Source organism: Mesorhizobium sp. M1066, assembly GCF_040318635.1.
In the GTDB taxonomy this organism is placed as follows: domain Bacteria; phylum Pseudomonadota; class Alphaproteobacteria; order Rhizobiales; family Rhizobiaceae; genus Mesorhizobium.
Genome location: NZ_JAMYMR010000005.1, coordinates 1 through 18389, shown reverse-complemented (window position 1 = coordinate 18389; position 18389 = coordinate 1). Strand labels below are relative to the sequence as shown.

Below are 18389 nucleotides of genomic sequence, written 5' to 3'. Positions count from 1 at the left end.
CGGTCACCACGCTATTTCCTGCGCGGCGCCGCCTCGGCCTGATCGAGGATCTTGCGCAGGAATGCGGCGTGGCCGCGGAACGCGCGCCGTCCGCTCGTCGTCGCCTTGACGCGCGTCTGCGGCCGGCGGCCGACGAACAGCTTTTCGATGTCGACATAACCGGCCCTGGCCAGCGTATCGAGATGCGCACCGAGATTGCCGTCGGTGACGTCCACGATGGCCTTCAGCCCGGTGAAGTCCAGCGTTTGGCGCCTTTCCAGCATGTTCAGCGCGGCCATGATCCTGAGCCGAGTGCTCTGGTGGATGATTTCGTCGGCACTCATCGAACGGCTCCGGTGCAGCCGAGCCGGAGGCCACCGACAACCATGCCGCCGCCGTGGCGGACCGTCTTGGCAATCTCGAACGGCGACAGCGCCGTTTGCTCCTGTGCGATCGACATCGAAGTACTCCGGCATGCTGTGCAGAATACTCTGTCATGTAGAGTTGTCTGTCAATTCATGAGCAAGCCGGTCTGCGATCGTGCTTGACAAGACGATGCATCGACCGGCTGTCGCATTGCAGTATAGATCGTGCGCCTGCAGGAGATGATCGCACCGATGAGGCGGCGGTCATGATATCGGCGCCGACGATCGACACCCAAAGCTGCTCGCTGATCTTCGGAGCTTCACGAGAGGAGCGGTCCAGCGGAGTGTGAAGAATGTCGGTGGCACATTCTAGCCATTGGTCGAAGATCAGCAGTAAATTTCTGCGACGATCAGCACGATCATGTGCCGATCGTAACCGAAATTTAAGCTGCGAAAATCAGTCTATTGCTTCGCTGGCTAGCAAGCCGCGAGTCAGATATGCATGAGCGTGCCGGGTCATTACGGCCGTCGGCACAAAGGAAGGGGCATCGCATGGCTAAGCAGTCATCCAAAGCGCCGGCGTCCAAGGCACCGGCAAAGAAAGCACCCGCAAAAGCAGCGACGGCAAAGGTCGCAGCTGCAGTGAAGAAAGCAGCACCCGCTGCCAAGCCGAAGGCCGCGGCGGCCAAGGCAAAAGCAGCACCGGCCAAGAAGCCGGCAGCGAAAGCTGCTGCGAAACCGGCAGTGAAGAAGGCAGCGCCCGCCAAGGCAGCGGCAAAGCCGGCTGCGAAGGCGGCACCGGCCAAGAAGCCTGCAGCGAAAGCCGCGGCGAAACCCGCAGCGAAGAAAGCAGCACCCGCCAAGAAACCGGCTGCCAAGGCTGCACCTGCCAAGAAGCCGGCTGCGAAGGCTGCTCCGGCAAAGAAGGCTGCGGCAGCGAAATCTTCAGCACCGGTGAAGAAAGCGGCACCTGCGGCCAAGCCGAAGGCAGCGCCTGCCAAGGCCGGCAAGAAGTAGTCGCGTCTTCCCTCGCCGGGGCGGTGCCGAAACAGTCAAGGGCGGGTGCCTGACAGGCGCCCCGCTCGCTGTTTAGGCAGTCGGAAGGCGAGAACAGAGGCGGACGGAGGATATCTTTTCGCAGCTCCCAGGACTTCGCCACAGGGCGAAGTCCGGTGGGGCCTTTTTTGTGTCATTCATGCGGATGAAATATCGGCGCGAGGCTCTTCGGTCTGCCTGTCGGCTGGCTGATCCATGCGATCCCGGCAACTCGGCGACCATGGTGATGAAGCGCCGTCTTCATGGAGCGCTCGCTAAACGGCCCTGGCCGATGCGCCGCTCGCTGGCGGCTGGGTTTTCCGCTTCTGGCCATTGCTCGATCGCGCCCGATCGGTCAACACTGCCCGCCTGCAAAACAGGAAACCGATCCATGCCCAGACTGCTCTATGCGTCGTCTTCTCCCTACAGTTCCAAGGTACGAATGGCAGCAGCCTATGCCGGCATCGCTGTCGATCTGGTGCCGATCAAGACCGAGGAGAAGCCGGCCGACTTGATGGTCGCCAACCCGCTCGGCAAGATCCCGGTTCTGGTGCTCGACGACGGTCGCTCCATCCATGACAGTCGCGCCATCACCCAGCATCTCAACCGTTTGTCGAAGAGCGCGCTTTTTCCACGCAATCCCGACAAGCGGCTCGAGGCGGAAGTGCTGGAGGCATTGGCCGACGGCATTTGCGACTGCGCGCTGTCGATGGTCTATGAACGGCGCACGCGGCCCGACGAGATGGTCTATCAGCCTTGGCTCGATCGCCAGTGGGCGAAGATCACGGCGGCACTCGACCTGCTCAATGCCAACCCGCCGAAGCTGCCGAAGAAGATCACCGCCGGCCAGATGGCGCTGCGCGCCTGCCTTGGCTATCTCTCGCTGCGCTTTGCCGGAAAATGGGAGAAGGGTCGTGCCCGGCTGACACGGTGGGCTGCGCGCTTTGACGAGAAGTTTCCGGAACTGAAGCCCTGCATTCCCGGTTGACCGCCCACCCGGGGAAATCACGCGGGCATAAAAAAGCCGGGCGCGAGGCCCGGCTTTTTCGTGTCGTGGCTTGAACGACTTAGAACTTCATACCAACGCCGAAGGTGACGCGGTTGTCGGTGGCCTTGACCTTGCCGATGCCGTCGAAGCTCTTGCTGCCGAAGTCGGTGTAGCGGTACTCGACGCGGCCGAAGACATTGTCGGTCAACTTGATGTCGGTGCCAACACCGGCGGTCCAGCCGAGCATCGTTGCGCGATCGCTGGCCCCAAGGACGGTGTCTTCCACCTTCAGGCTTCTGCCGGCGAGACCGCCGGTGCCATAGAGCAGGATTTCTGGGCTGACCGCGTAGCCGAGACGGGCACGCAGCGAACCTTCAAAGCCGGCCTTGGAGTCGATGCCGTTGTCGTCGCCCTTGACGCCGTTGTAGCCGAGTTCGGCTTCAGCGCCGTAGACGAAGTTCTCCTGCTGCCACTGATAGCCGCCGAAGACACTGCCGACGAAACCCTTGGTATCGGTTTCAACGTCGAAATCCTTTTCCTTGGTCCGGCCGCTGAAGCCATAGCCCACGTTGAGACCGGCGTAGGGGCCGGCCCACGAAGCGACCGGAAGTTCAGCGATCGGCGCAGGTGCCGGCGGCTCTTCCGAAACCACGTCAGCAGCATAGGCAGTTCCGCTGAGGGCGAAGAGCCCGAGCGCGACGGCCAGCGGCCGTGCGAATTTTAGATTGGCTTGCATTGTTCTTTACTCCTTAAGCCACAGGACACAGGCTTGTTTCTCACGATCGCCATCGACCCGTCCGGGGGGTGAAACGGATCTGGCGTTCGTCGGTTCCAAATGTCGTGTCAAAATGCGGCTGAAGCGAACCTGAACTTGGGTCATTCCCCGGCACGAATGAGGCAGAACCTTGACGTTGCATCTTCGCAACAGCGAAATGGCAGGAACCATCCCGTGCTGCGCTGCACACCGCTTGGTGCAAGGACTCCAGCACCCTATATTGCGGTCGGGCACACCTGAGTCCAGGGCGGGCCGGGATATCCAAACGGCCGTTTCGCCACAATGCTGCCCAAGGTGCGAACACCATTTAACGCATGCCGGGCCATATTTCGCCGGCACTGCTTTTTCGGGCCGAAATTGAGGATTGACACCATATGAGCAAAGCCACTGTCACGGCGCTGGTGACGGGCGGGGCCAGGCGGATCGGCAGGGCGATCGTCGAGGATCTCGCCGCCCACGGTTTTGCCGTCGCCATCCATTGCAACCGCTCGCGCACCGAGGCCGATGCGTTGGCTGCCGAAATCATCGCCGGAGGTGGCCGCGCCGCCGTGGTCGCCGCCGACCTGACCGATATAGACGCCGTTGGCGATCTCGTCGGCCAGGCGCAAGCAGCGCTCGGACCGATCCCGCTGCTGGTCAACAATGCGTCGCTGTTCGAGGACGATTCGGTTCTGGATTTCGACTGGCGGGCCTGGGACCGGCACTTTGCCGTCCATGTGAAAGCGCCCGCGCTCCTGGCGCAGAATTTCGCCCGGGCGTTGCCGGCAGGGCAGGAGGGCCTGATCGTCAACATGATCGATCAACGCGTCTGGCGGCCGACGCCGCGCTACTTCTCCTATGCACTGTCCAAATCGACGCTGTGGACGGCCACCCAGATGATGGCGCAAGCGCTCGGTCCCCGCATCCGCGTCAATGCCATCGGCCCGGGGCCGACACTGAAGAACGCGCGTCAGGACGACAGCGATTTTGCCGCACAGGTCGATGGCTTGATCCTCAAGCGCGGCCCGGAATTGCCGGAATTCGGCGCCACGATCCGCTATCTCTGGGAAGCGCGCTCGGTCACCGGCCAGATGATCGCCCTTGATGGCGGCCAGCATCTTGCGTGGCAGACGCCCGATGTGACAGGCATGACGGAATGAGTCCTGTAGACCACAAAAGCAAGCCGCGCGGCGGCGCCGACGATCTGCCCCCCGATATCGACCTCGAGGACGAGGCGGTCGAGGAGATCGTTGAAACCGTCGGTCCCGATGTCGCCTTCACCGCCATCGACTGGACGCCGCATGCCGGCGACGCGGAAGGCATGATCGGCGCCGAGGTGATCCAGACGCTGGTCAAGCGGCTGCCCAACGCGCCCGGCGTCTACCGCATGATGAACGCTGCCGGCGATGTGCTCTATGTCGGCAAGGCGCGCAGCCTGAAGAAGCGCGTCACCAACTATGCGCAAGGCCGCTTCCACACCACCCGCATCGGCCGCATGGTGCGCGAAACGTCGACGATGGAGTTCGTCGTCACCCGCACCGAGATCGAAGCGCTGCTGCTCGAAGCCAACCTTATCAAGCGCTTGCGGCCGCGATTCAACGTCCTGATGCGCGACGACAAGTCGTTTCCCTATATCCTCTTGACCGGCGACCATGTCTCGCCGGGCATCTACAAGCATCGCGGCGCGCGCTCGCGCAAAGGCGATTATTTTGGGCCTTTCGCCTCGGCCGGTGCCGTTGGCCGTACCATCAATTCCCTGCAGCGCGCCTTCCTGCTCAGGAGTTGCACCAACTCGTTCTACGAGAACCGCACGCGGCCATGCCTGCTTTATCAGATCAAGCGCTGCGCCGGCCCCTGCACCGGAGAGGTTTCGCACCAGGACTATGCCGAACTGGTCAATGAGGCGAAGGACTTCTTGTCCGGCCGCAGCCAGAAGGTGAAGACGGAAATCTCGGCCGCCATGCAGCAGGCGTCGGAAGCTCTCGATTTCGAGCGCGCCGCGATCTATCGCGACCGACTTGCGGCCCTGTCGCATGTGCAGAGCCACCAGGGCATTAATCCGGCAACCGTCGACGAAGCCGATGTCTTCGCCATTCATCAGGAAGGCGGCCAGGTCTGCATCCAGGTGTTCTTCTTCCGCACCGGCCAGAACTGGGGCAACCGCGCCTATTTCCCCAAAGCCGATCCGGCCTTGGAAGCAGCCGAGGTGTTGGGTTCGTTCCTGGCGCAGTTCTATGACGACAAGCCGACGCCGCGGAACATTCTTCTGTCGCATGGCGTCGAGGATCAGGAACTGCTGGCCGAGGCGCTCTCCACCCGCGCTGGCCGCAAGGTCGCGATCTCCGTGCCGCAGCGCGGTGAAAAGAAAGACCTGACCGACAACGCCCTGCAGAATGCCCGCGAGGCGCTCGGACGCCGGTTGGCTGAAACCTCCACCCAAGGACGCTTGCTTGCCGGTTTCGCCGAGACATTCGGCCTGGCCAAGCCACCGGTGCGCATCGAGGTCTACGACAATTCGCACATCATGGGCACCAACGCGGTCGGCGCCATGGTCGTCGCCGGACCGGAAGGCTTCGTGAAGAACCAGTACCGGAAATTCAACATCCGCTCGACCGAGATCACGCCTGGCGACGATTTCGGCATGATGCGCGAGGTGATGGAGCGACGTTTTTCGCGGTTGCTCAAGGAGCATGGCGATGTCCCGGCTGGGGATGGGGTTGATGGTTCGGCAGACGATATGGAGGACGACATCTCCGGCAGCTTTCCGGCCTGGCCCGATGTCATCCTGATCGACGGTGGCCAGGGCCAGATGACCGCGGTGCGCAAAATCCTTTCGGATCTCGGCATCGAGGACCGCGTGGTTGCCATCGGCATCGCCAAGGGCCAGGACCGCGACGCCGGCCGCGAACGGTTCTTCGTCAAAGGCAGGGACTCGTTTTCGCTGCCGGTTCGCGATCCCGTGCTCTATTTCGTCCAGCGGCTGCGCGACGAGGTCCATCGTTTCGCGATCGGTTCGCATCGGGCGCGCCGCAAGAAGGAGATGGTCAAGAGCCCGCTCGACGAGATCAGCGGTATCGGTCCAGGCCGCAAACGCGCCTTGTTGTTAGCCTTCGGCACCGCCAAGGCGGTCAGCCGCGCCGCCATCGAGGATTTGAGGAAAGTCGACGGTATTTCCGAGCAGGTGGCGAAACTGGTCTACAATCATTTCCATGAGAGCTGACAGCAAGGATGCTATTTTCGTCTGGTCAATCGATTCTCGCCTGTTGACCCCCTACATTCGCTTCTGATTTGAGTAGGCAGGCAGAAAGAGTTTCCCAGATATGGCCAAGCGCGCGTTCAACCTGCCCAATATGCTCACCTATGCCCGCATCGTCGCGGTGCCGCTGGTGGTGCTATGCTTTTTTCTCGAAGGACATCTGAAGTCGAGCGACTTTGCCCGCTGGTCGGCGCTGATCATCTTCCTGCTCGCCTCGATCACCGATTATCTGGACGGCTATCTGGCGCGCGCCTGGCAGCAGACCTCCAACATCGGCAAGATGCTCGACCCGATCGCCGACAAGCTGCTGGTCGCCACCTGCCTGCTGCTGCTGGCCGCCGATACCGATCGCCATGCCGGTATCGCCGGCTGGTCGCTGTGGGCGGCGATCATCATCCTGTGCCGCGAAATCCTCGTCTCGGGCCTGCGCGAATATCTGGCGGCGCTCAAGGTCTCGGTGCCGGTGACGCAGCTGGCAAAATGGAAGACCGCCATCCAGATGGTCGCCATAGCGTTCCTCTTGGCCGGGCCGGCCGGCGACAAGATCTTCCCGCTGACCACCCAGACCGGACTGGTACTGCTGTGGATCGCGGCGCTGGTGACGCTCTATACCGGCTACGACTATTTCCGCGCCGGCCTCAAGCACATCATGGACGAGTGAGATGACGACCCGGCTCATCTATTTTGCCTGGGTGCGCGAACGCATCGGCATGGCTGAGGAGGATGTCGACCTGCCTGCCGGCATCGAGACGGTGACCGATCTCCTGCGCTGGCTGAAATCGCGCGGCGAGGGCTACGAGCACGCTCTGCAATATCCCGACGTGATCCGCGTCGCCATCAACCAGGAACATGTCGAGCACCGCGAGAAGATCGCTGGCGCCCGCGAAATCGCGCTGTTCCCGCCGATGACCGGGGGCTGACGTGAGCGGCGCGGTCTTGCCTGTGGTTCGCATTCAGCGCCAGGATTTTGACGTCGCCGCCGAGATCGCCAGACTGACGCAAGGCCGCGCCGATATCGGAGCCGTGGTGACCTTCTCAGGCCTTTGCCGCGACGAGGAGGGCGCGCTCTCGGCGCTCGAGCTCGAACACTATCCCGGCATGGCCGAAGCGGAAATCGCCCGCATCGCTGCTGAAGCGGTCGAGCGTTGGCCATTGCAGGGGCTCACCGCCATCCACCGCCACGGCAAGATCGCGCCCGGCGAGAACATCGTGCTGGTGGTAGCTGCGTCAGCGCATCGCCAGGCGGCGTTCGAGGCGGCGAACTTTCTCATGGATTATCTCAAATCGCGCGCGCCCTTCTGGAAGAAGGAGCATCGCGCTGACGGCTCGGAGGGTGGCTGGGTCGAGGCCAAGGAAGCCGATGCAAAGGCCGCGCAACGCTGGTATCAGTCCGAATAAGATCCGCCGCAGCCATGCATTGACCGCAATCCTTTGGCCAATTGGCAGGATTGGTCAGCCTGGGCATTGGCAGCCCGGGGCATTGGCAGCCCGGGGTGAGGGAGATGGTCATGCTGGACAGGATCGCGGAGTTCTTCATCTTCGGTTTCGTGCCGCTGGTCGTCGGCATATTGGCCGTTCCGGACCAGTCTGTTGCCGCCGAACAGGCCGTGAGAGGCGAGGTGATCTATCGCGAGCGCATTGCCTTGCCGCCCAGTGCCGTGCTCTCCGTACAACTTGCCGATGTGTCGCTGGCCGATGCGCCTGCCACCATCATCGGCGAGCAGAAAGTGCAGCCGGCCGGCCAGGTGCCGATCAGCTTCGAGATCAAATTCGACCCTTCCGTCATCCGGTCGCGGATGACTTACGCGTTGCAAGCCCGCATCACCGTCGATGACAAGCTCCTGTTCATCTCCGATATGCGCCATCAGGTCGATCCGTTGGCCGACGTGCCGCAGACCATCATGCTGAAGATGGTCACCCCGAGTGCCGAGCCGACGGCTTCCGTCTTCGACCAGCTCTGGCTGGTCGACTATGTCGACGGCATCGGCGCCATTGCTGCCCCGCAAGCGACATTCAGGGTCAGCGGGGCCGGCAAGGCGGGCGGCAGCGGCCCCTGCAACACCTACTTCGCCACCGCCAAACTCGATGGGCAAACGATCGCGATCAGAGACATCGGTTCGACCTACAAGGCTTGCGCGCCCGAAGTGATGGCAGAGGAAAAGGCGCTGTTCGATGCGCTGGCCAAGGCGGCGTCATACCGTGTCGAGGCCGGCAAGCTCATCATATCGGACAACGACGGCCGCGAGATCCTGCGCTTTAGCGCCGCGAGCTAGTCCAGCGTATTTCGATCTCCAACACTTTTCCGGAATAATTCGGGCAAGGGAAGCGTTTCTCTCAGATATGGCGGGCAAGGCAAAGGGATATTTTCGAATGTCCCTTCGTTGAAGCCGCCAGACCTGCTGCGGCTCGTTCTGGCTTAACTCAAAGGAGTCCAGACATGAAAACGCACGCGCTTATCCTCGCTGTCACAGGCGCATCGCTCCTTGCTCTCACCGGCCTCGCAAAGGCGGACGACCATCTGGTCAACGCCCTGCAGCATGGTCTCAGCGACGATGGCCACCCGTTCCAGACCAACCAGGCCGGCCACAGCGGCGACCTCGCGCCTGGGCAGGGTAGCCCGTTTGCCGGTGAGGATACACAGACACCGGCCACCGATACGGCGGCGGCGAATGACCATGCGAACGTAAAAGATCGCCAGCCGAAATGACCAAGAACCCGCCGGAGGGGCGGCGGGCCTCTCAAACTTTTGTTTGTTCGAATACGGCGCCGTAGTGATAGGGCGGCACCTCGACCAGTTCGGCAAGCCTGAGGCCACCCGCCTCGGCGGCTGCTATAGTCTCCTCTGGCGACAGCCTCAATTCGGTCTTCGGTCCGCGCGGTCCGTCCAGCACGGTGGTTTTGTCACGCGGATACTGGTGCCAGTTGACGATGGCGAAACGGCCGGCCGGGTTAAGCGTCGCGCGTACGGCACGGGCGAGACGCGGCCGGTCAGGCACGCCGTGAAAGGCGTTGGCCATGAAGATGAAATCGACAGGTCGAGGCACAAGTCCTGCAAGCTCGTAGGCGTCGCCTGCGACAAAGTCGCAATTCGTCGCGCCGCCTTCGACCAATCTGTGTCTGGCGGCTGCGAGCAGGTTGGCATCGATATCGATGGCTACGACATGGCGGGCCACTTTGGCGATCGGCAGCGTGAACCAGCCATCGCCGCAGCAGAGATCGATCACTTCCATGTCTGACTTGATCCCCGTTGCCGAAAGCACCGCGGCAGGGTTAGGCCACAGCGCCTCCCACCAGCCGCTGTCCGGCATCTCTGTGCCTTGAAAGAAGCCCGGAATGGCACTGGTCATGCTGAGGTCCGCTCCATTGTCGGTCACATCAGTTCAATGTCTCACCCTAGTAAAAGCAGTTCGCAAGGGAACCCGATAGCTGGGTCATGAAAAAAGGCCGGCGTAACGCCGGCCTTTTAACGGAATTCAAGGGTTTGGATCGTCGGCTCAGCCGACGATCTCGGTGTCCGAGAACCAATACTTGATCTCTTCGGCGGCGGTCTCCGGCGCGTCGGAGCCGTGCACGGAGTTTTCGCCGATCGACAGCGCATGAACCTTGCGGATGGTGCCTTCGGCGGCGTTGGCCGGGTTCGTGGCGCCCATCACTTCGCGGTTCCTGGCAATGGCGTTCTCGCCTTCCAGAACCTGGACGACGGTCGGTGCCGACGACATGAATTCAACCAATTCGCCGAAGAAAGGACGGTCCTTGTGGACGGCATAGAAGCCTTCCGCTTCGCGGCGGCTCATCCAGACCCGGCGCGAGGCGATGACGCGCAGGCCTGCCTCTTCCAGCATCCTGGTGATGGCGCCGGTGAGATTGCGCCGGGTCGCGTCCGGCTTGATCATGGAAAATGTGCGTTCGAGCGCCATGGGTCGTCCTTGTCTGAGAATGGAATTGAGAGTGGCGGGCTCTATACAAGCCGCCCGGCCCATTGCCAAGGGGTGAGGAACGGTCCGCGCAGCGGACGGAAAGCCAACTGCTTGGCTTTCCGAGTGACGAACGCCCGGAGCGAGAGCGAAGGGCCGGACGGCTGCGCGTTTCTGCGGCAAGCCGGCCCCGTTCAGACGGCTGCACAGCAACGCTTTGCTTGCTATAGTCGCGTGTCGGCGCCGCGCTGAGGTCGGGCCGTATGGAGACACCATGACCATGACAGACGATCGTCAGGAACGCATTCGCAACCGTGCGCACCAGATCTGGCTGCAGGAGGGCCAGCCGGCTGGCCATCATGAGCGCCATTGGCATCAGGCGGCCACCGATGTCGACCAGGAGGACGCCGCGGGCAAGTCGGCAGCCAAAAAGCCAACCAGGAAGGCAGCTGGCGCAGGCAAGGCAAAGGCCGCCCCCAAGGAGGCAAAGGCTGCCACGAAGGCCGGCAAGCCAAAGAAGGCGGCCAAGTAAGTTACTGCTTTACGGCGTCAAGCCGCGGCGGCGACCTTTCGTCCCAGCCCGCCATGCAGGTCGAGGCAGCGAGCGAACCACTGCGCCACCACGTCGCCGTCGTCGAGCAGTTGGTAGGGAGAGGCTATGCGCGCCCATTGCAAGGCGCCGAAGACGATATAGTCGCTAAACAGCGGCGACGCGCCGCCGATGAATGGCTGATAGCCGAGCATTGAACGCAGCGGCTCCAGCGCGGCGCGGAATGTCGCCAGGCCGGCGTCGCGCGCGGTGACGACGTCCTCCAGCGTCTTGCCAAAGCGTTGCTCGCGGCTCCGGCGGAAATAAGCGGCGTTCTCCTCGTCCTGCATGGTGTGGAGGTCGATGATCGCGGCGGTGGTCACGTAGGGATGGATGGTCAGTTGCGACCAGCGCTCGATGAAACGAGCCATCGCCTTGCCGCCTTCACCGCCAAACAGCGTCGGCCGGTCCGGATAGGCTTCATCGAGATAGAGCGCGATGGCAAAGGAATCCCCGACGACCGTCTCGCCGTCTCGGATCACCGGAACGGTTTTCGAAACGCCGCCCTCGACGGCGGGCACATCGAGAAAGCGCGTCGGCACGGTCGAGATGTCAAGCCCCTTGTGGGCAAGCGCCATCGCCACCTTCCAGCAATGCGGGCTGAACGGACGTGTGGTGTCGCGTCCGACGAGATCATAGAGCAGAATGGTCATTGGCGGCAGGCCCTTCAAGCGTTAGGTAGACCCCGCATCGACGCGAGCCGAGGGGAAGCCATGAGACAGCATTTCATGATGTTTGCGGCCTATAATCAATGGGCCAATGGCCGCATCTATGAGGCCGCCGCCGAGCTCGATGATGAGGAATTCAACCGCGATGTCGGTGCCTTCTTCGGCTCGATGATGGGCACGCTCAACCACCTTTTGACTGCCGACCGCATCTGGATGAAGCGCTTCACCGGCGAGGGCGACGCGCCGACGACACTGGATGCCATCCTGCATCGGGGGTTGGCCGGCCTGCGGGCGGCGCGTGAAGCCGAGGACAGGAGGATCATCGATTGGGTCGGCGGCCTCAATGACAAGGCGTTGACGGGCCGCTTCACCTACATGACCGTCTCGGACATGCGCACCGTCTCGCAAAGGCTGGCGCCGGCGCTGGATCATGTCTTCAACCACCAGACCCACCATCGCGGCCAGGCGCATACGATTCTGACCATCCTGGGACGGCCAAGCCTGGGGTTGGATTTGATGCTTTTCCAGCGGACCGAGGAGGGCAGGGCTTTCGCCTGATCCAGTGGCGTTTTGCATAGTCAGTCCGAGGTTGAAGAGCCCCGCGCTCATCTCTGCATTTTGTGCTGCAGCATTGTCTTTACATCAGAAATTAGCGGGCACACCGGATGCTTGCCCGAGATTCAGGCAGCCGTCGAAGCTTCGCCCCTGATTTCGCTGTCCAGCTGACACTGCGTCAGAGCCGCTTCCGCCATCACCCACTGCTTGAACAACTGGACCTTGCGTGCGGCAAGGCCTTTCTGCGGAGAGACGAAATACCAGCCAGCCGTGTTCGGATGGTGGACGGCGAAGGGAGCCACCAGCCTTTCGGCGCGGATGTCGCTGGCCATATAGGCACGGTTGGCCACCGCAAATCCCATCCCGGAATTGGCTGCCTCGTAGGACATCATGCACGAGTCGAAATAGATGCTCTTGGTCTCGCTGAGCACGAAGCTGGCGCCGGCGAAACCAAGCCAGGATTGCCAATTCTGGGTGCAGGTGTCGGAATGCAGCAGGGTGAAGTGCTTGAGGTCGTCCGGTGTCACCTTCGACAGCCGCTTGTCGCCGAGGACTTCGTGGAACAGCTTGCGGCTGCACACCGGTGTCAGGTCTTCGCGAAACAGCAGATCGGATTGCAGCCCGTGAAAGTGACCGTCGCCATAACGGATTTCGAGATCGAATTCCGAGGCAGTGAACTCATGCGTCGCGTAGGAGGTCGAGACCCGCATCACGATATCGGGATATTGCTGCTGGAACAGCGGCAGGCGCGGAAACAGCCAGCGTGCCGCAAAGGTCGGCAGCACCGATATTTTTAGCACATGCTCCTGCGATTGCCCGGTCGCTTCCATGCTGGCGGCGACGATTCGCTCCAGCGCCTCGCGAACGCGCGAGACGTAGGTCTCACCCTCCGGCGTCAACGAGACCGCATTGCCGCCGCGCTGGAAAATCTTGAAACGAAGCTGATCCTCCAGGCTTTTCACGCGCTGGCTGACCGCCGAGGCGGTAATGAACTGTTCTTCGCCGGCACGCGTGAAATTACCGTGCCTTGCAGCACTCTCCACGATTTTAAGCGAATTGAGGTTGACCTGACTGAGCAGACGCACGGTTTCGACCTTAAGCTTGGCTTACACTAGCACCAGCATTCCTAATTTTACAGGGGTGGGTGAATTAATCGACTGTTTACCAAGTGTTGCCCCCATCCTGGAGAAGTACAATGAACGCCCATACCATTCCCGAACTGCGTTATGCGATGAGCCGCGAAGCCATTATAGGCCATGAAACCGCCTGGAAAGTGTCGAGTTTCGGTGTCGCGCAATATCTGCACGGCTATGACCCGGCACTGCTTGCCGCGATCGAGGAGGCTGCCCTGAAGCTCAAGGCCAGCCATGCCGTGCACAAGCACCTCGATCTGACCTTCATCACCGGGGCCGACCGTTTCATCCCCGAGATCAAGGAATTGCTGCATGACAAGCTGCGCCTGGAGCGGCTGTCCGACATGATGGGCACCAAGCTGGAGCCCTATCCGCTGTCGATCGTCGGTTCGACGGTCACCTTCATGAATCCCAAGGACGGCGCCGTGGAGTGGCATTGCGATGGCGTTCCGGTCACCGAGCTCATTCCATTGTCGATCAGCAATCCGCTGGTCGGCGGCCACCTCGAAATCTACTGCGACGACTCCGAAACCGGCCGCGCCATTCTCGAAGCCGGCCGCGAGATCCCGCGCAACAGTGTCATGCGCATCGATCACAAGATGAACTACGCGACGCTCGGGCAATTCCTGGGCGTCCTGCATCGCACCGCTCCGATCCGGTTCGGCGAGCGCGTCACGCTGGTGCTCAACCAGCGCTCGGTGGCCAAGCCCTATGTCGACGACAACAGAATGTTCTATCTCGCCGCCGACAATGACCACGACCGTGAGTGGATCAGCGAACTGGCCGAAGATGTCTGGAACAACCAGTTGCCGGCCTATCGTCGGTTCGAGGCAGAGCATCCCGTGCCCGCCGCCGTCGATGCACCGGTTCCGGGCGGCGCCAGGGAATCATGGTAATGAACCAAGATCCCGAAAAGTCGGAACCGGTTTTCGGACAGGATCATGGTCGAACAGCAAAATAGAATCCCATGCCGATTGTTTCGGCAGGGATCCGGCTCGATATCCGCGTTGGTCTTCGCTGCCGGTGCGGTGGCGTTGTGGTCCACCAATGCGCTGGTCGGCAAATCCCTGCTGGCCAGTCACCCGGTGTCGCAGGTCCAGTTCCTGCAATTTGCAGGCGCTGCACTCGTCTTCGCCGCCATCCGATTGATGAGCCGGGAAAGAGTAGCACCGGTCACGCCCGGGGCGGCGCTCATCTCTGTCGCGGTCGGCTTCATCGGTCTGGTCGGCACCATGGTGCTGCAATACATCGCCTTCGCTTCGATGCCGGTCATCGAGGCCAATCTGATGGCCTACACCTGGCCCTTGATGGTCGCGGCGGCAGTCATCGCCTTGGAAAATCCGCGGCATCCGGCCCTGTTGGGTCTCGCCGCGGTGGTAGGCTTCATCGGCGTCGCACTGGTGATTTCGGGAGGACGCAGCCAATCCTGGCTCCAGGGCGATCTGGCCGGCTATCTCGCCGCATTCGGGTCCGCGCTGTGCATGGCCTTTTACTCGATCATGGTGGGACGGGTCGCCACCCCAGCGGATCGCCTGTTGCTGCCATCGTCCTTGATCGGCGTCGCCTTGACGTTTCTATGGAGCGCTCGCGACGGTTTCACCTGGCCCGTCGGCGCGGACCTGGCTCTCGGCCTTTATCTCGGCGCCGGTCCGATGGGCTTGGGCTACTATTTCTGGTCGCGCGCCTTGAAGCTTGAAGGCAGCGGCAGGGTCGCGGTGGTCGCCTATCTCACGCCGATCGCCTCGACCCTGCTTTTGACCTTGTCCGGCGAGCGGCTGACGGTGACGGCCATTGTCGGAGCCATCCTCGTCATCGGCAGTTGTGTCGCGGTCGGTGTGGAACGTTCGGAGGCCGAAAACCATGTTTGACGAGAATGAGCGTCTGGCTATTCAGGAAGCGAATTGGCTGATCGATGAATTCGGCGCCGAGGCACCGCTTTACGCCGCGATGAGGGCCGAAAAGGCGATAGAACAAAAGGATTTTGCGCGTTGCGCCCGGTGGAAGCGTATTCTGGAGATATTGGACGAAAGTCCTGCCGCTAAGTCTTCTGGTTCCAAGTATTAGATTTTCTAATTTGCACAGCGTCGATTTTGCATGAATGCTATTTTTGCCGACTCTTGATTCTTTTATGAGGCTTGGCGGTCCGTTGGGGGACGCGGTTAAAGAGATACATCGACACAAGTCTTCGCTGGGGTGGATGATTTTGTCGCAAATAAGGTGAAAGAATTGTCAAATATCGATGATAAGACCGTTATCGAGCTGACGGCCGATATTGTCTCGGCCTATGTAGGCAACAATCCGCTTCCGGCTGCCGGCCTGCCCGAGCTGATTGCCAGCGTCAGCGCCTCGGTTCGCAAGCTCGCCGGTGCGGCTGTCGCGGAAGTCCCAAACCTGGTTCCGGCCGTCAATCCGAAGAAGTCGGTGTTTCCCGACTACATCATCTGCCTTGAGGATGGAAAGAAGTTCAAGTCGCTCAAGCGGCACCTGCGGACCGACTACGGCCTGAGCCCGGACGACTACCGGGCCAAATGGAGCTTGCCGCCGGACTATCCGATGGTAGCGCCAAACTATTCGGCGACGCGATCGGCGCTGGCAAAGTCGACGGGACTTGGCCGCAAGCCGGCAGCAGCGCCGGCCGCTGTCGCCAAGGCAACGAAGCGCAAGGCGACTGCCTGAGAGCAGGCAGGCCACTGTTCGGCTGCTTTGACGACGCCCTCGCGGGCGTCGTTTCGAGGCCTTGTGCGGCCAACTGGCCCGCAAGGCCTTGCGAAGCGTTGATGTCCGGTGCAAAAGCGCGGCCATGCTGATCATCAACGACCTATCGCTCCGCATGGCCGGACGCTTGCTTCTCGACCATGCCTCGCTGACGTTGCCGGCTGGCACCAAGGCTGGCCTTGTCGGCCGCAACGGTACCGGCAAGACGACGCTGTTCAAGGCCATCACCGGCGATTTCCCGTCAGAGACAGGATCGATCAGCCTGCCCAAGAGCACCCGCATCGGCCAGGTGGCGCAGGAAGCGCCAGGCACCGAGGATCCGCTGATCGAGATCGTGCTCAAGGCCGATCTCGAACGCACGGCGCTGCTCGAAGAAGAAAAGACGGCGACCGATCCGCACCGCATCGCCGACATCCATATGCGGCTGGCCGATATCGACGCGCACTCAGCCGAATCCCGCGCCGCCACAATTCTCGCAGGCCTTGGCTTCGATGACGCCGCGCAGAGGCGTCCGGCCTCGTCCTTCTCCGGCGGCTGGCGCATGCGCGTGGCGCTCGCTGCGGTGCTGTTTGCCGAGCCCGACCTGCTGCTGCTCGACGAGCCGACCAACTATCTCGATCTCGAAGGCACGCTGTGGCTGGAAAACTATGTATCGAAATACCCGCACACGGTGCTCTTGATCTCGCATGATCGCGATCTGCTCAACCGCGCCGTCAACTCGATCGTCCATCTCGACCAGAAGAAGCTGACCTTCTGGCGCGGCGGTTACGACCAGTTCGAGCGTCAATATACAGAGCAGAAGGAATTGCAGGAGAAGGGCCGGGTCAAGCAGGAGGCCGCGCGCAAGCACATGGAATCCTTCGTCGAGCGGTTCCGCGCCAAGGCCTCCAAGGCGAGACAGGCGCAGTCGCGCATCAAGGCGCTGGAGAAGATGAAACCGATCGCGGCCCTCGTGAACGATTCGGTGCGGCCGTTCTCCTTCCCCGAGCCGGTGAAGACGGTGGCCTCGCCGATCGTGGCGCTGAACAACGTCAATGTCGGCTACACCGAGGGTCAGTCGATCCTCAAGAAGATGACGCTGCGCATCGACGCCGACGACCGCATCGCGCTGCTCGGCGCCAACGGCAACGGCAAGTCGACCTTCGCCAAATTGCTGTCCGGCCGGCTGAAGCAGGAGAGTGGCACCATGACGGTGGCGCCCGGGTTGAAGGTGGCGATCTTCGCCCAGCATCAGCTCGACGACCTCCGGCCGGACGAAAACGCCTACGAGCATGTCCGCCGGCTGATGCCGGAGGCCCCGGAATCGAAGGTACGCGGCCGCGTCGCCCAGTTCGGCCTCACGACCGAGAAGATGAACACCGCCGCCAAGGATCTGTCGGGCGGCGAGAAGGCGCGCCTGCTGATGGGGCTGTCGGCCTTCGAGGGTCCAAACCTGTTCATCCTCGACGAACCGACAAACCATCTCGACATCGACAGCCGCGAATCGCTGATCCATGCCCTGAACGAGTTTCCCGGCGCCGTCATCCTGATCTCGCACGACCGCCATCTGCTCGAAGCGACCGCCGACCGGCTGTGGCTGGTCAAGGACGGCGCGGTCAACCCGTATGATGGCGACCTCGAAGACTACAAGACGCTGGTCACCGGCGTGTCCGGCGACCGCCGCGGCAAGCGCGAGGCGGACAAGGCGTCAAAGGCCGATCGCCGCCGCGATGCAGCGGCACGCCGCGCCGCCTTCGAGCCGCTGGCCAAGGAGATCCGCGCCACCGAAGCGCTGATGGACCGCATTCGCAAGCGCATCGACGGCATCGAGGACGAACTGTCCAATCCGGCGGTGTACGAAAAGGATCCCTCGACGGCGACACGGCTGGCCAAGGAGCGCTCGCAACTGGCCCAGACGCTGGCCGGCCACGAGGAAAAGTGGCTGTCCATGTCGGCGGAGTATGAGGAAGGCACGGCGGAGTGAGCGCGTAATCTCCCCCCATGTGGGGAGATGCCCGGCAGGGCAGAGGGGGGCGCTGTCCCATAGGCCTGTCAGCCTTTTTGGGTAGTGTGCTGAGAGTTCTGCAAATTCGCTGAGAGAGGGCGGTCATGGCAGGCTGGTGATGTTCAACGTCACCGATTCCCGCGAAGGAACGCCACCATGACCAAGACAGAAGGTAAATCGACCAGCGCTGCCGTCAAAGACATTCTGCTTTCGAACCCGGAGGGGCTGCACGAAGTGATCCGTGCAGTAATGCAGGAGGTTCTCGAGGCCGAGATGGAGGAGGCGCTGGGTGCTTCGAAGGGCGAACGGACGCCCGAGCGCCTTGGGTATCGCTCGGGTTACTACGGCCGCACCCTGGTCACCCGGGTGGGCAAGCTTGAGCTGCGGGTTCCGCAGGACCGGGCCGGTCGTTTCTCCACCGAGCTGTTCGAGCGCTACCAGCGTTCCGAGCGGG

At 62.0% G+C, this 18389-nt stretch carries 23 protein-coding genes; 17 read left to right on the top strand and 6 right to left on the bottom strand.

What is annotated here, in order from left to right:
* Positions 1–11: 11 nt before the first annotated feature.
* Entirely contained in the window at positions 12–323 is a 312-nt protein-coding gene (locus NKH52_RS09590; protein ID WP_352735530.1) for a transcriptional regulator, read from the bottom strand.
* Positions 324–896: 573 nt separating this feature from the next.
* On the opposite strand from NKH52_RS09590, the gene NKH52_RS09585 reads away from it, so the two are divergent.
* Together NKH52_RS09585 and NKH52_RS09580 are read left to right on the top strand one after the other, a co-directional pair.
* Complete coding sequence (locus tag NKH52_RS09585; protein WP_024504297.1) at positions 897–1361, top strand: hypothetical protein; 465 nt, start codon at positions 897–899, stop codon at positions 1359–1361.
* Positions 1362–1770: 409 nt separating this feature from the next.
* Positions 1771–2367, top strand: a complete 597-nt coding sequence (locus tag NKH52_RS09580) for a glutathione S-transferase family protein (protein WP_352735531.1) — start codon at positions 1771–1773, stop codon at positions 2365–2367.
* Positions 2368–2446: 79 nt separating this feature from the next.
* Here the strand turns inward: NKH52_RS09580 and NKH52_RS09575 are convergent, their stop codons facing one another.
* Positions 2447–3103 (bottom strand): outer membrane protein, encoded by a 657-nt coding sequence (locus NKH52_RS09575; protein ID WP_023812630.1) that lies wholly within the window; start codon positions 3101–3103, stop codon positions 2447–2449.
* 413 nt (positions 3104–3516) lie between these two features.
* Here NKH52_RS09575 and NKH52_RS09570 point away from each other — a divergent pair, with 413 nt between their 5' ends.
* The 7 genes from NKH52_RS09570 to NKH52_RS09540 all read left to right on the top strand — a co-directional run bounded on the left by NKH52_RS09570 (position 3517) and on the right by NKH52_RS09540 (position 9084).
* Positions 3517–4281, top strand: a complete 765-nt coding sequence (locus NKH52_RS09570) for an SDR family oxidoreductase (RefSeq protein ID WP_352735532.1) — start codon at positions 3517–3519, stop codon at positions 4279–4281.
* Positions 4278–6341 (top strand): excinuclease ABC subunit UvrC, encoded by a 2064-nt coding sequence (uvrC, locus tag NKH52_RS09565; protein ID WP_352735533.1) that lies wholly within the window; start codon positions 4278–4280, stop codon positions 6339–6341. Before NKH52_RS09570 ends, uvrC begins: the two co-directional genes overlap by 4 nt.
* A 100-nt stretch (positions 6342–6441) precedes the next feature.
* Entirely contained in the window at positions 6442–7038 is a 597-nt protein-coding gene (pgsA, locus tag NKH52_RS09560) for a CDP-diacylglycerol--glycerol-3-phosphate 3-phosphatidyltransferase (RefSeq protein ID WP_023673449.1), read from the top strand.
* A 1-nt stretch (position 7039) separates the two neighbouring features.
* A complete protein-coding gene (gene moaD, locus NKH52_RS09555; RefSeq protein WP_352555307.1) occupies positions 7040–7297 on the top strand; it encodes a molybdopterin converting factor subunit 1 in 258 nt (85 codons plus the stop codon).
* Position 7298: 1 nt separating this feature from the next.
* Complete coding sequence (locus tag NKH52_RS09550) at positions 7299–7775, top strand: molybdenum cofactor biosynthesis protein MoaE (protein WP_352735534.1); 477 nt, start codon at positions 7299–7301, stop codon at positions 7773–7775.
* A 110-nt stretch (positions 7776–7885) separates the two neighbouring features.
* Positions 7886–8650 (top strand): YbaY family lipoprotein, encoded by a 765-nt coding sequence (locus tag NKH52_RS09545; RefSeq protein ID WP_352735535.1) that lies wholly within the window; start codon positions 7886–7888, stop codon positions 8648–8650.
* 164 nt (positions 8651–8814) lie between these two features.
* The gene (locus tag NKH52_RS09540) at positions 8815–9084 is read left to right on the top strand and encodes a hypothetical protein (protein WP_352735536.1); all 270 of its coding nucleotides are present in this window, start codon (positions 8815–8817) and stop codon (positions 9082–9084) included.
* A gap of 31 nt (positions 9085–9115) precedes the next feature.
* On the opposite strand, the gene NKH52_RS09535 is transcribed toward NKH52_RS09540, so the two are convergent.
* Positions 9116–9724 carry a class I SAM-dependent methyltransferase gene (locus NKH52_RS09535; RefSeq protein ID WP_127289196.1) on the bottom strand — a complete coding sequence of 203 codons (609 nt, stop codon included), beginning with the start codon at positions 9722–9724 and terminating at the stop codon, positions 9116–9118.
* 147 nt (positions 9725–9871) lie between these two features.
* The gene (gene ndk, locus NKH52_RS09530; RefSeq protein WP_013532476.1) at positions 9872–10294 is read right to left on the bottom strand and encodes a nucleoside-diphosphate kinase; all 423 of its coding nucleotides are present in this window, start codon (positions 10292–10294) and stop codon (positions 9872–9874) included.
* 271 nt (positions 10295–10565) lie between these two features.
* On the opposite strand from ndk, the gene NKH52_RS09525 reads away from it, so the two are divergent.
* On the top strand, positions 10566–10823 hold the full coding sequence (locus tag NKH52_RS09525) for a DUF2934 domain-containing protein (RefSeq protein WP_127289194.1): 258 nt from the start codon (positions 10566–10568) through the stop codon (positions 10821–10823).
* A 17-nt stretch (positions 10824–10840) separates the two neighbouring features.
* Here the strand turns inward: NKH52_RS09525 and NKH52_RS09520 are convergent, their stop codons facing one another.
* Complete coding sequence (locus NKH52_RS09520) at positions 10841–11533, bottom strand: glutathione S-transferase family protein (protein ID WP_352735537.1); 693 nt, start codon at positions 11531–11533, stop codon at positions 10841–10843.
* 60 nt (positions 11534–11593) lie between these two features.
* Here NKH52_RS09520 and NKH52_RS09515 point away from each other — a divergent pair, with 60 nt between their 5' ends.
* A complete protein-coding gene (locus NKH52_RS09515; RefSeq protein ID WP_352555312.1) occupies positions 11594–12106 on the top strand; it encodes a DinB family protein in 513 nt (170 codons plus the stop codon).
* Between the two features lie 122 nt (positions 12107–12228).
* Here NKH52_RS09515 and NKH52_RS09510 read toward each other — a convergent pair whose 3' ends face one another.
* The gene (locus NKH52_RS09510; protein ID WP_023812620.1) at positions 12229–13188 is read right to left on the bottom strand and encodes a LysR substrate-binding domain-containing protein; all 960 of its coding nucleotides are present in this window, start codon (positions 13186–13188) and stop codon (positions 12229–12231) included.
* Between the two features lie 110 nt (positions 13189–13298).
* Here NKH52_RS09510 and NKH52_RS09505 point away from each other — a divergent pair, with 110 nt between their 5' ends.
* The 6 genes from NKH52_RS09505 to NKH52_RS09480 form a co-directional block, all read left to right on the top strand.
* Positions 13299–14132 (top strand): hypothetical protein, encoded by an 834-nt coding sequence (locus NKH52_RS09505; protein ID WP_352735538.1) that lies wholly within the window; start codon positions 13299–13301, stop codon positions 14130–14132.
* A 45-nt stretch (positions 14133–14177) separates the two neighbouring features.
* Positions 14178–15104, top strand: coding sequence for a DMT family transporter (locus NKH52_RS09500; protein ID WP_352735539.1), 927 nt, complete (start codon positions 14178–14180; stop codon positions 15102–15104).
* Complete coding sequence (locus tag NKH52_RS09495; protein WP_352735540.1) at positions 15097–15300, top strand: hypothetical protein; 204 nt, start codon at positions 15097–15099, stop codon at positions 15298–15300. Before NKH52_RS09500 ends, NKH52_RS09495 begins: the two co-directional genes overlap by 8 nt.
* 162 nt (positions 15301–15462) lie before the next feature.
* Positions 15463–15912: a Ros/MucR family transcriptional regulator gene (locus NKH52_RS09490; RefSeq protein ID WP_127289180.1), complete on the top strand. Its 450-nt coding sequence runs from the start codon at positions 15463–15465 to the stop codon at positions 15910–15912.
* 124 nt (positions 15913–16036) lie between these two features.
* The gene (locus tag NKH52_RS09485; RefSeq protein WP_352735541.1) at positions 16037–17914 is read left to right on the top strand and encodes an ABC-F family ATP-binding cassette domain-containing protein; all 1878 of its coding nucleotides are present in this window, start codon (positions 16037–16039) and stop codon (positions 17912–17914) included.
* Positions 17915–18091: 177 nt separating this feature from the next.
* On the top strand, positions 18092–18389 hold a 298-nt coding region (locus tag NKH52_RS09480), incomplete at its 3' end, for a transposase (RefSeq protein ID WP_352730146.1).

Excerpts from the sequence above, each read along its gene's own strand:
- NKH52_RS09590 (WP_352735530.1), bottom strand. The coding sequence starts at position 323 with ATGAGTGCCGACGAAATCATCCACCAGAGCACTCGGCTCAGGATCATG.
- NKH52_RS09585 (WP_024504297.1), top strand. The coding sequence starts at position 897 with ATGGCTAAGCAGTCATCCAAAGCGCCGGCGTCCAAGGCACCGGCAAAG.
- NKH52_RS09580 (WP_352735531.1), top strand. The coding sequence starts at position 1,771 with ATGCCCAGACTGCTCTATGCGTCGTCTTCTCCCTACAGTTCCAAGGTA.
- NKH52_RS09575 (WP_023812630.1), bottom strand. The coding sequence starts at position 3,103 with ATGCAAGCCAATCTAAAATTCGCACGGCCGCTGGCCGTCGCGCTCGGG.
- NKH52_RS09570 (WP_352735532.1), top strand. The coding sequence starts at position 3,517 with ATGAGCAAAGCCACTGTCACGGCGCTGGTGACGGGCGGGGCCAGGCGG.
- uvrC (WP_352735533.1), top strand. The coding sequence starts at position 4,278 with ATGAGTCCTGTAGACCACAAAAGCAAGCCGCGCGGCGGCGCCGACGAT.
- pgsA (WP_023673449.1), top strand. The coding sequence starts at position 6,442 with ATGGCCAAGCGCGCGTTCAACCTGCCCAATATGCTCACCTATGCCCGC.
- moaD (WP_352555307.1), top strand. The coding sequence starts at position 7,040 with ATGACGACCCGGCTCATCTATTTTGCCTGGGTGCGCGAACGCATCGGC.
- NKH52_RS09545 (WP_352735535.1), top strand. The coding sequence starts at position 7,886 with ATGCTGGACAGGATCGCGGAGTTCTTCATCTTCGGTTTCGTGCCGCTG.
- NKH52_RS09540 (WP_352735536.1), top strand. The coding sequence starts at position 8,815 with ATGAAAACGCACGCGCTTATCCTCGCTGTCACAGGCGCATCGCTCCTT.
- NKH52_RS09535 (WP_127289196.1), bottom strand. The coding sequence starts at position 9,724 with ATGACCAGTGCCATTCCGGGCTTCTTTCAAGGCACAGAGATGCCGGAC.
- ndk (WP_013532476.1), bottom strand. The coding sequence starts at position 10,294 with ATGGCGCTCGAACGCACATTTTCCATGATCAAGCCGGACGCGACCCGG.
- NKH52_RS09525 (WP_127289194.1), top strand. The coding sequence starts at position 10,566 with ATGACCATGACAGACGATCGTCAGGAACGCATTCGCAACCGTGCGCAC.
- NKH52_RS09520 (WP_352735537.1), bottom strand. The coding sequence starts at position 11,533 with ATGACCATTCTGCTCTATGATCTCGTCGGACGCGACACCACACGTCCG.
- NKH52_RS09515 (WP_352555312.1), top strand. The coding sequence starts at position 11,594 with ATGAGACAGCATTTCATGATGTTTGCGGCCTATAATCAATGGGCCAAT.
- NKH52_RS09505 (WP_352735538.1), top strand. The coding sequence starts at position 13,299 with ATGAACGCCCATACCATTCCCGAACTGCGTTATGCGATGAGCCGCGAA.
- NKH52_RS09500 (WP_352735539.1), top strand. The coding sequence starts at position 14,178 with ATGGTCGAACAGCAAAATAGAATCCCATGCCGATTGTTTCGGCAGGGA.
- NKH52_RS09495 (WP_352735540.1), top strand. The coding sequence starts at position 15,097 with ATGTTTGACGAGAATGAGCGTCTGGCTATTCAGGAAGCGAATTGGCTG.
- NKH52_RS09485 (WP_352735541.1), top strand. The coding sequence starts at position 16,037 with ATGCTGATCATCAACGACCTATCGCTCCGCATGGCCGGACGCTTGCTT.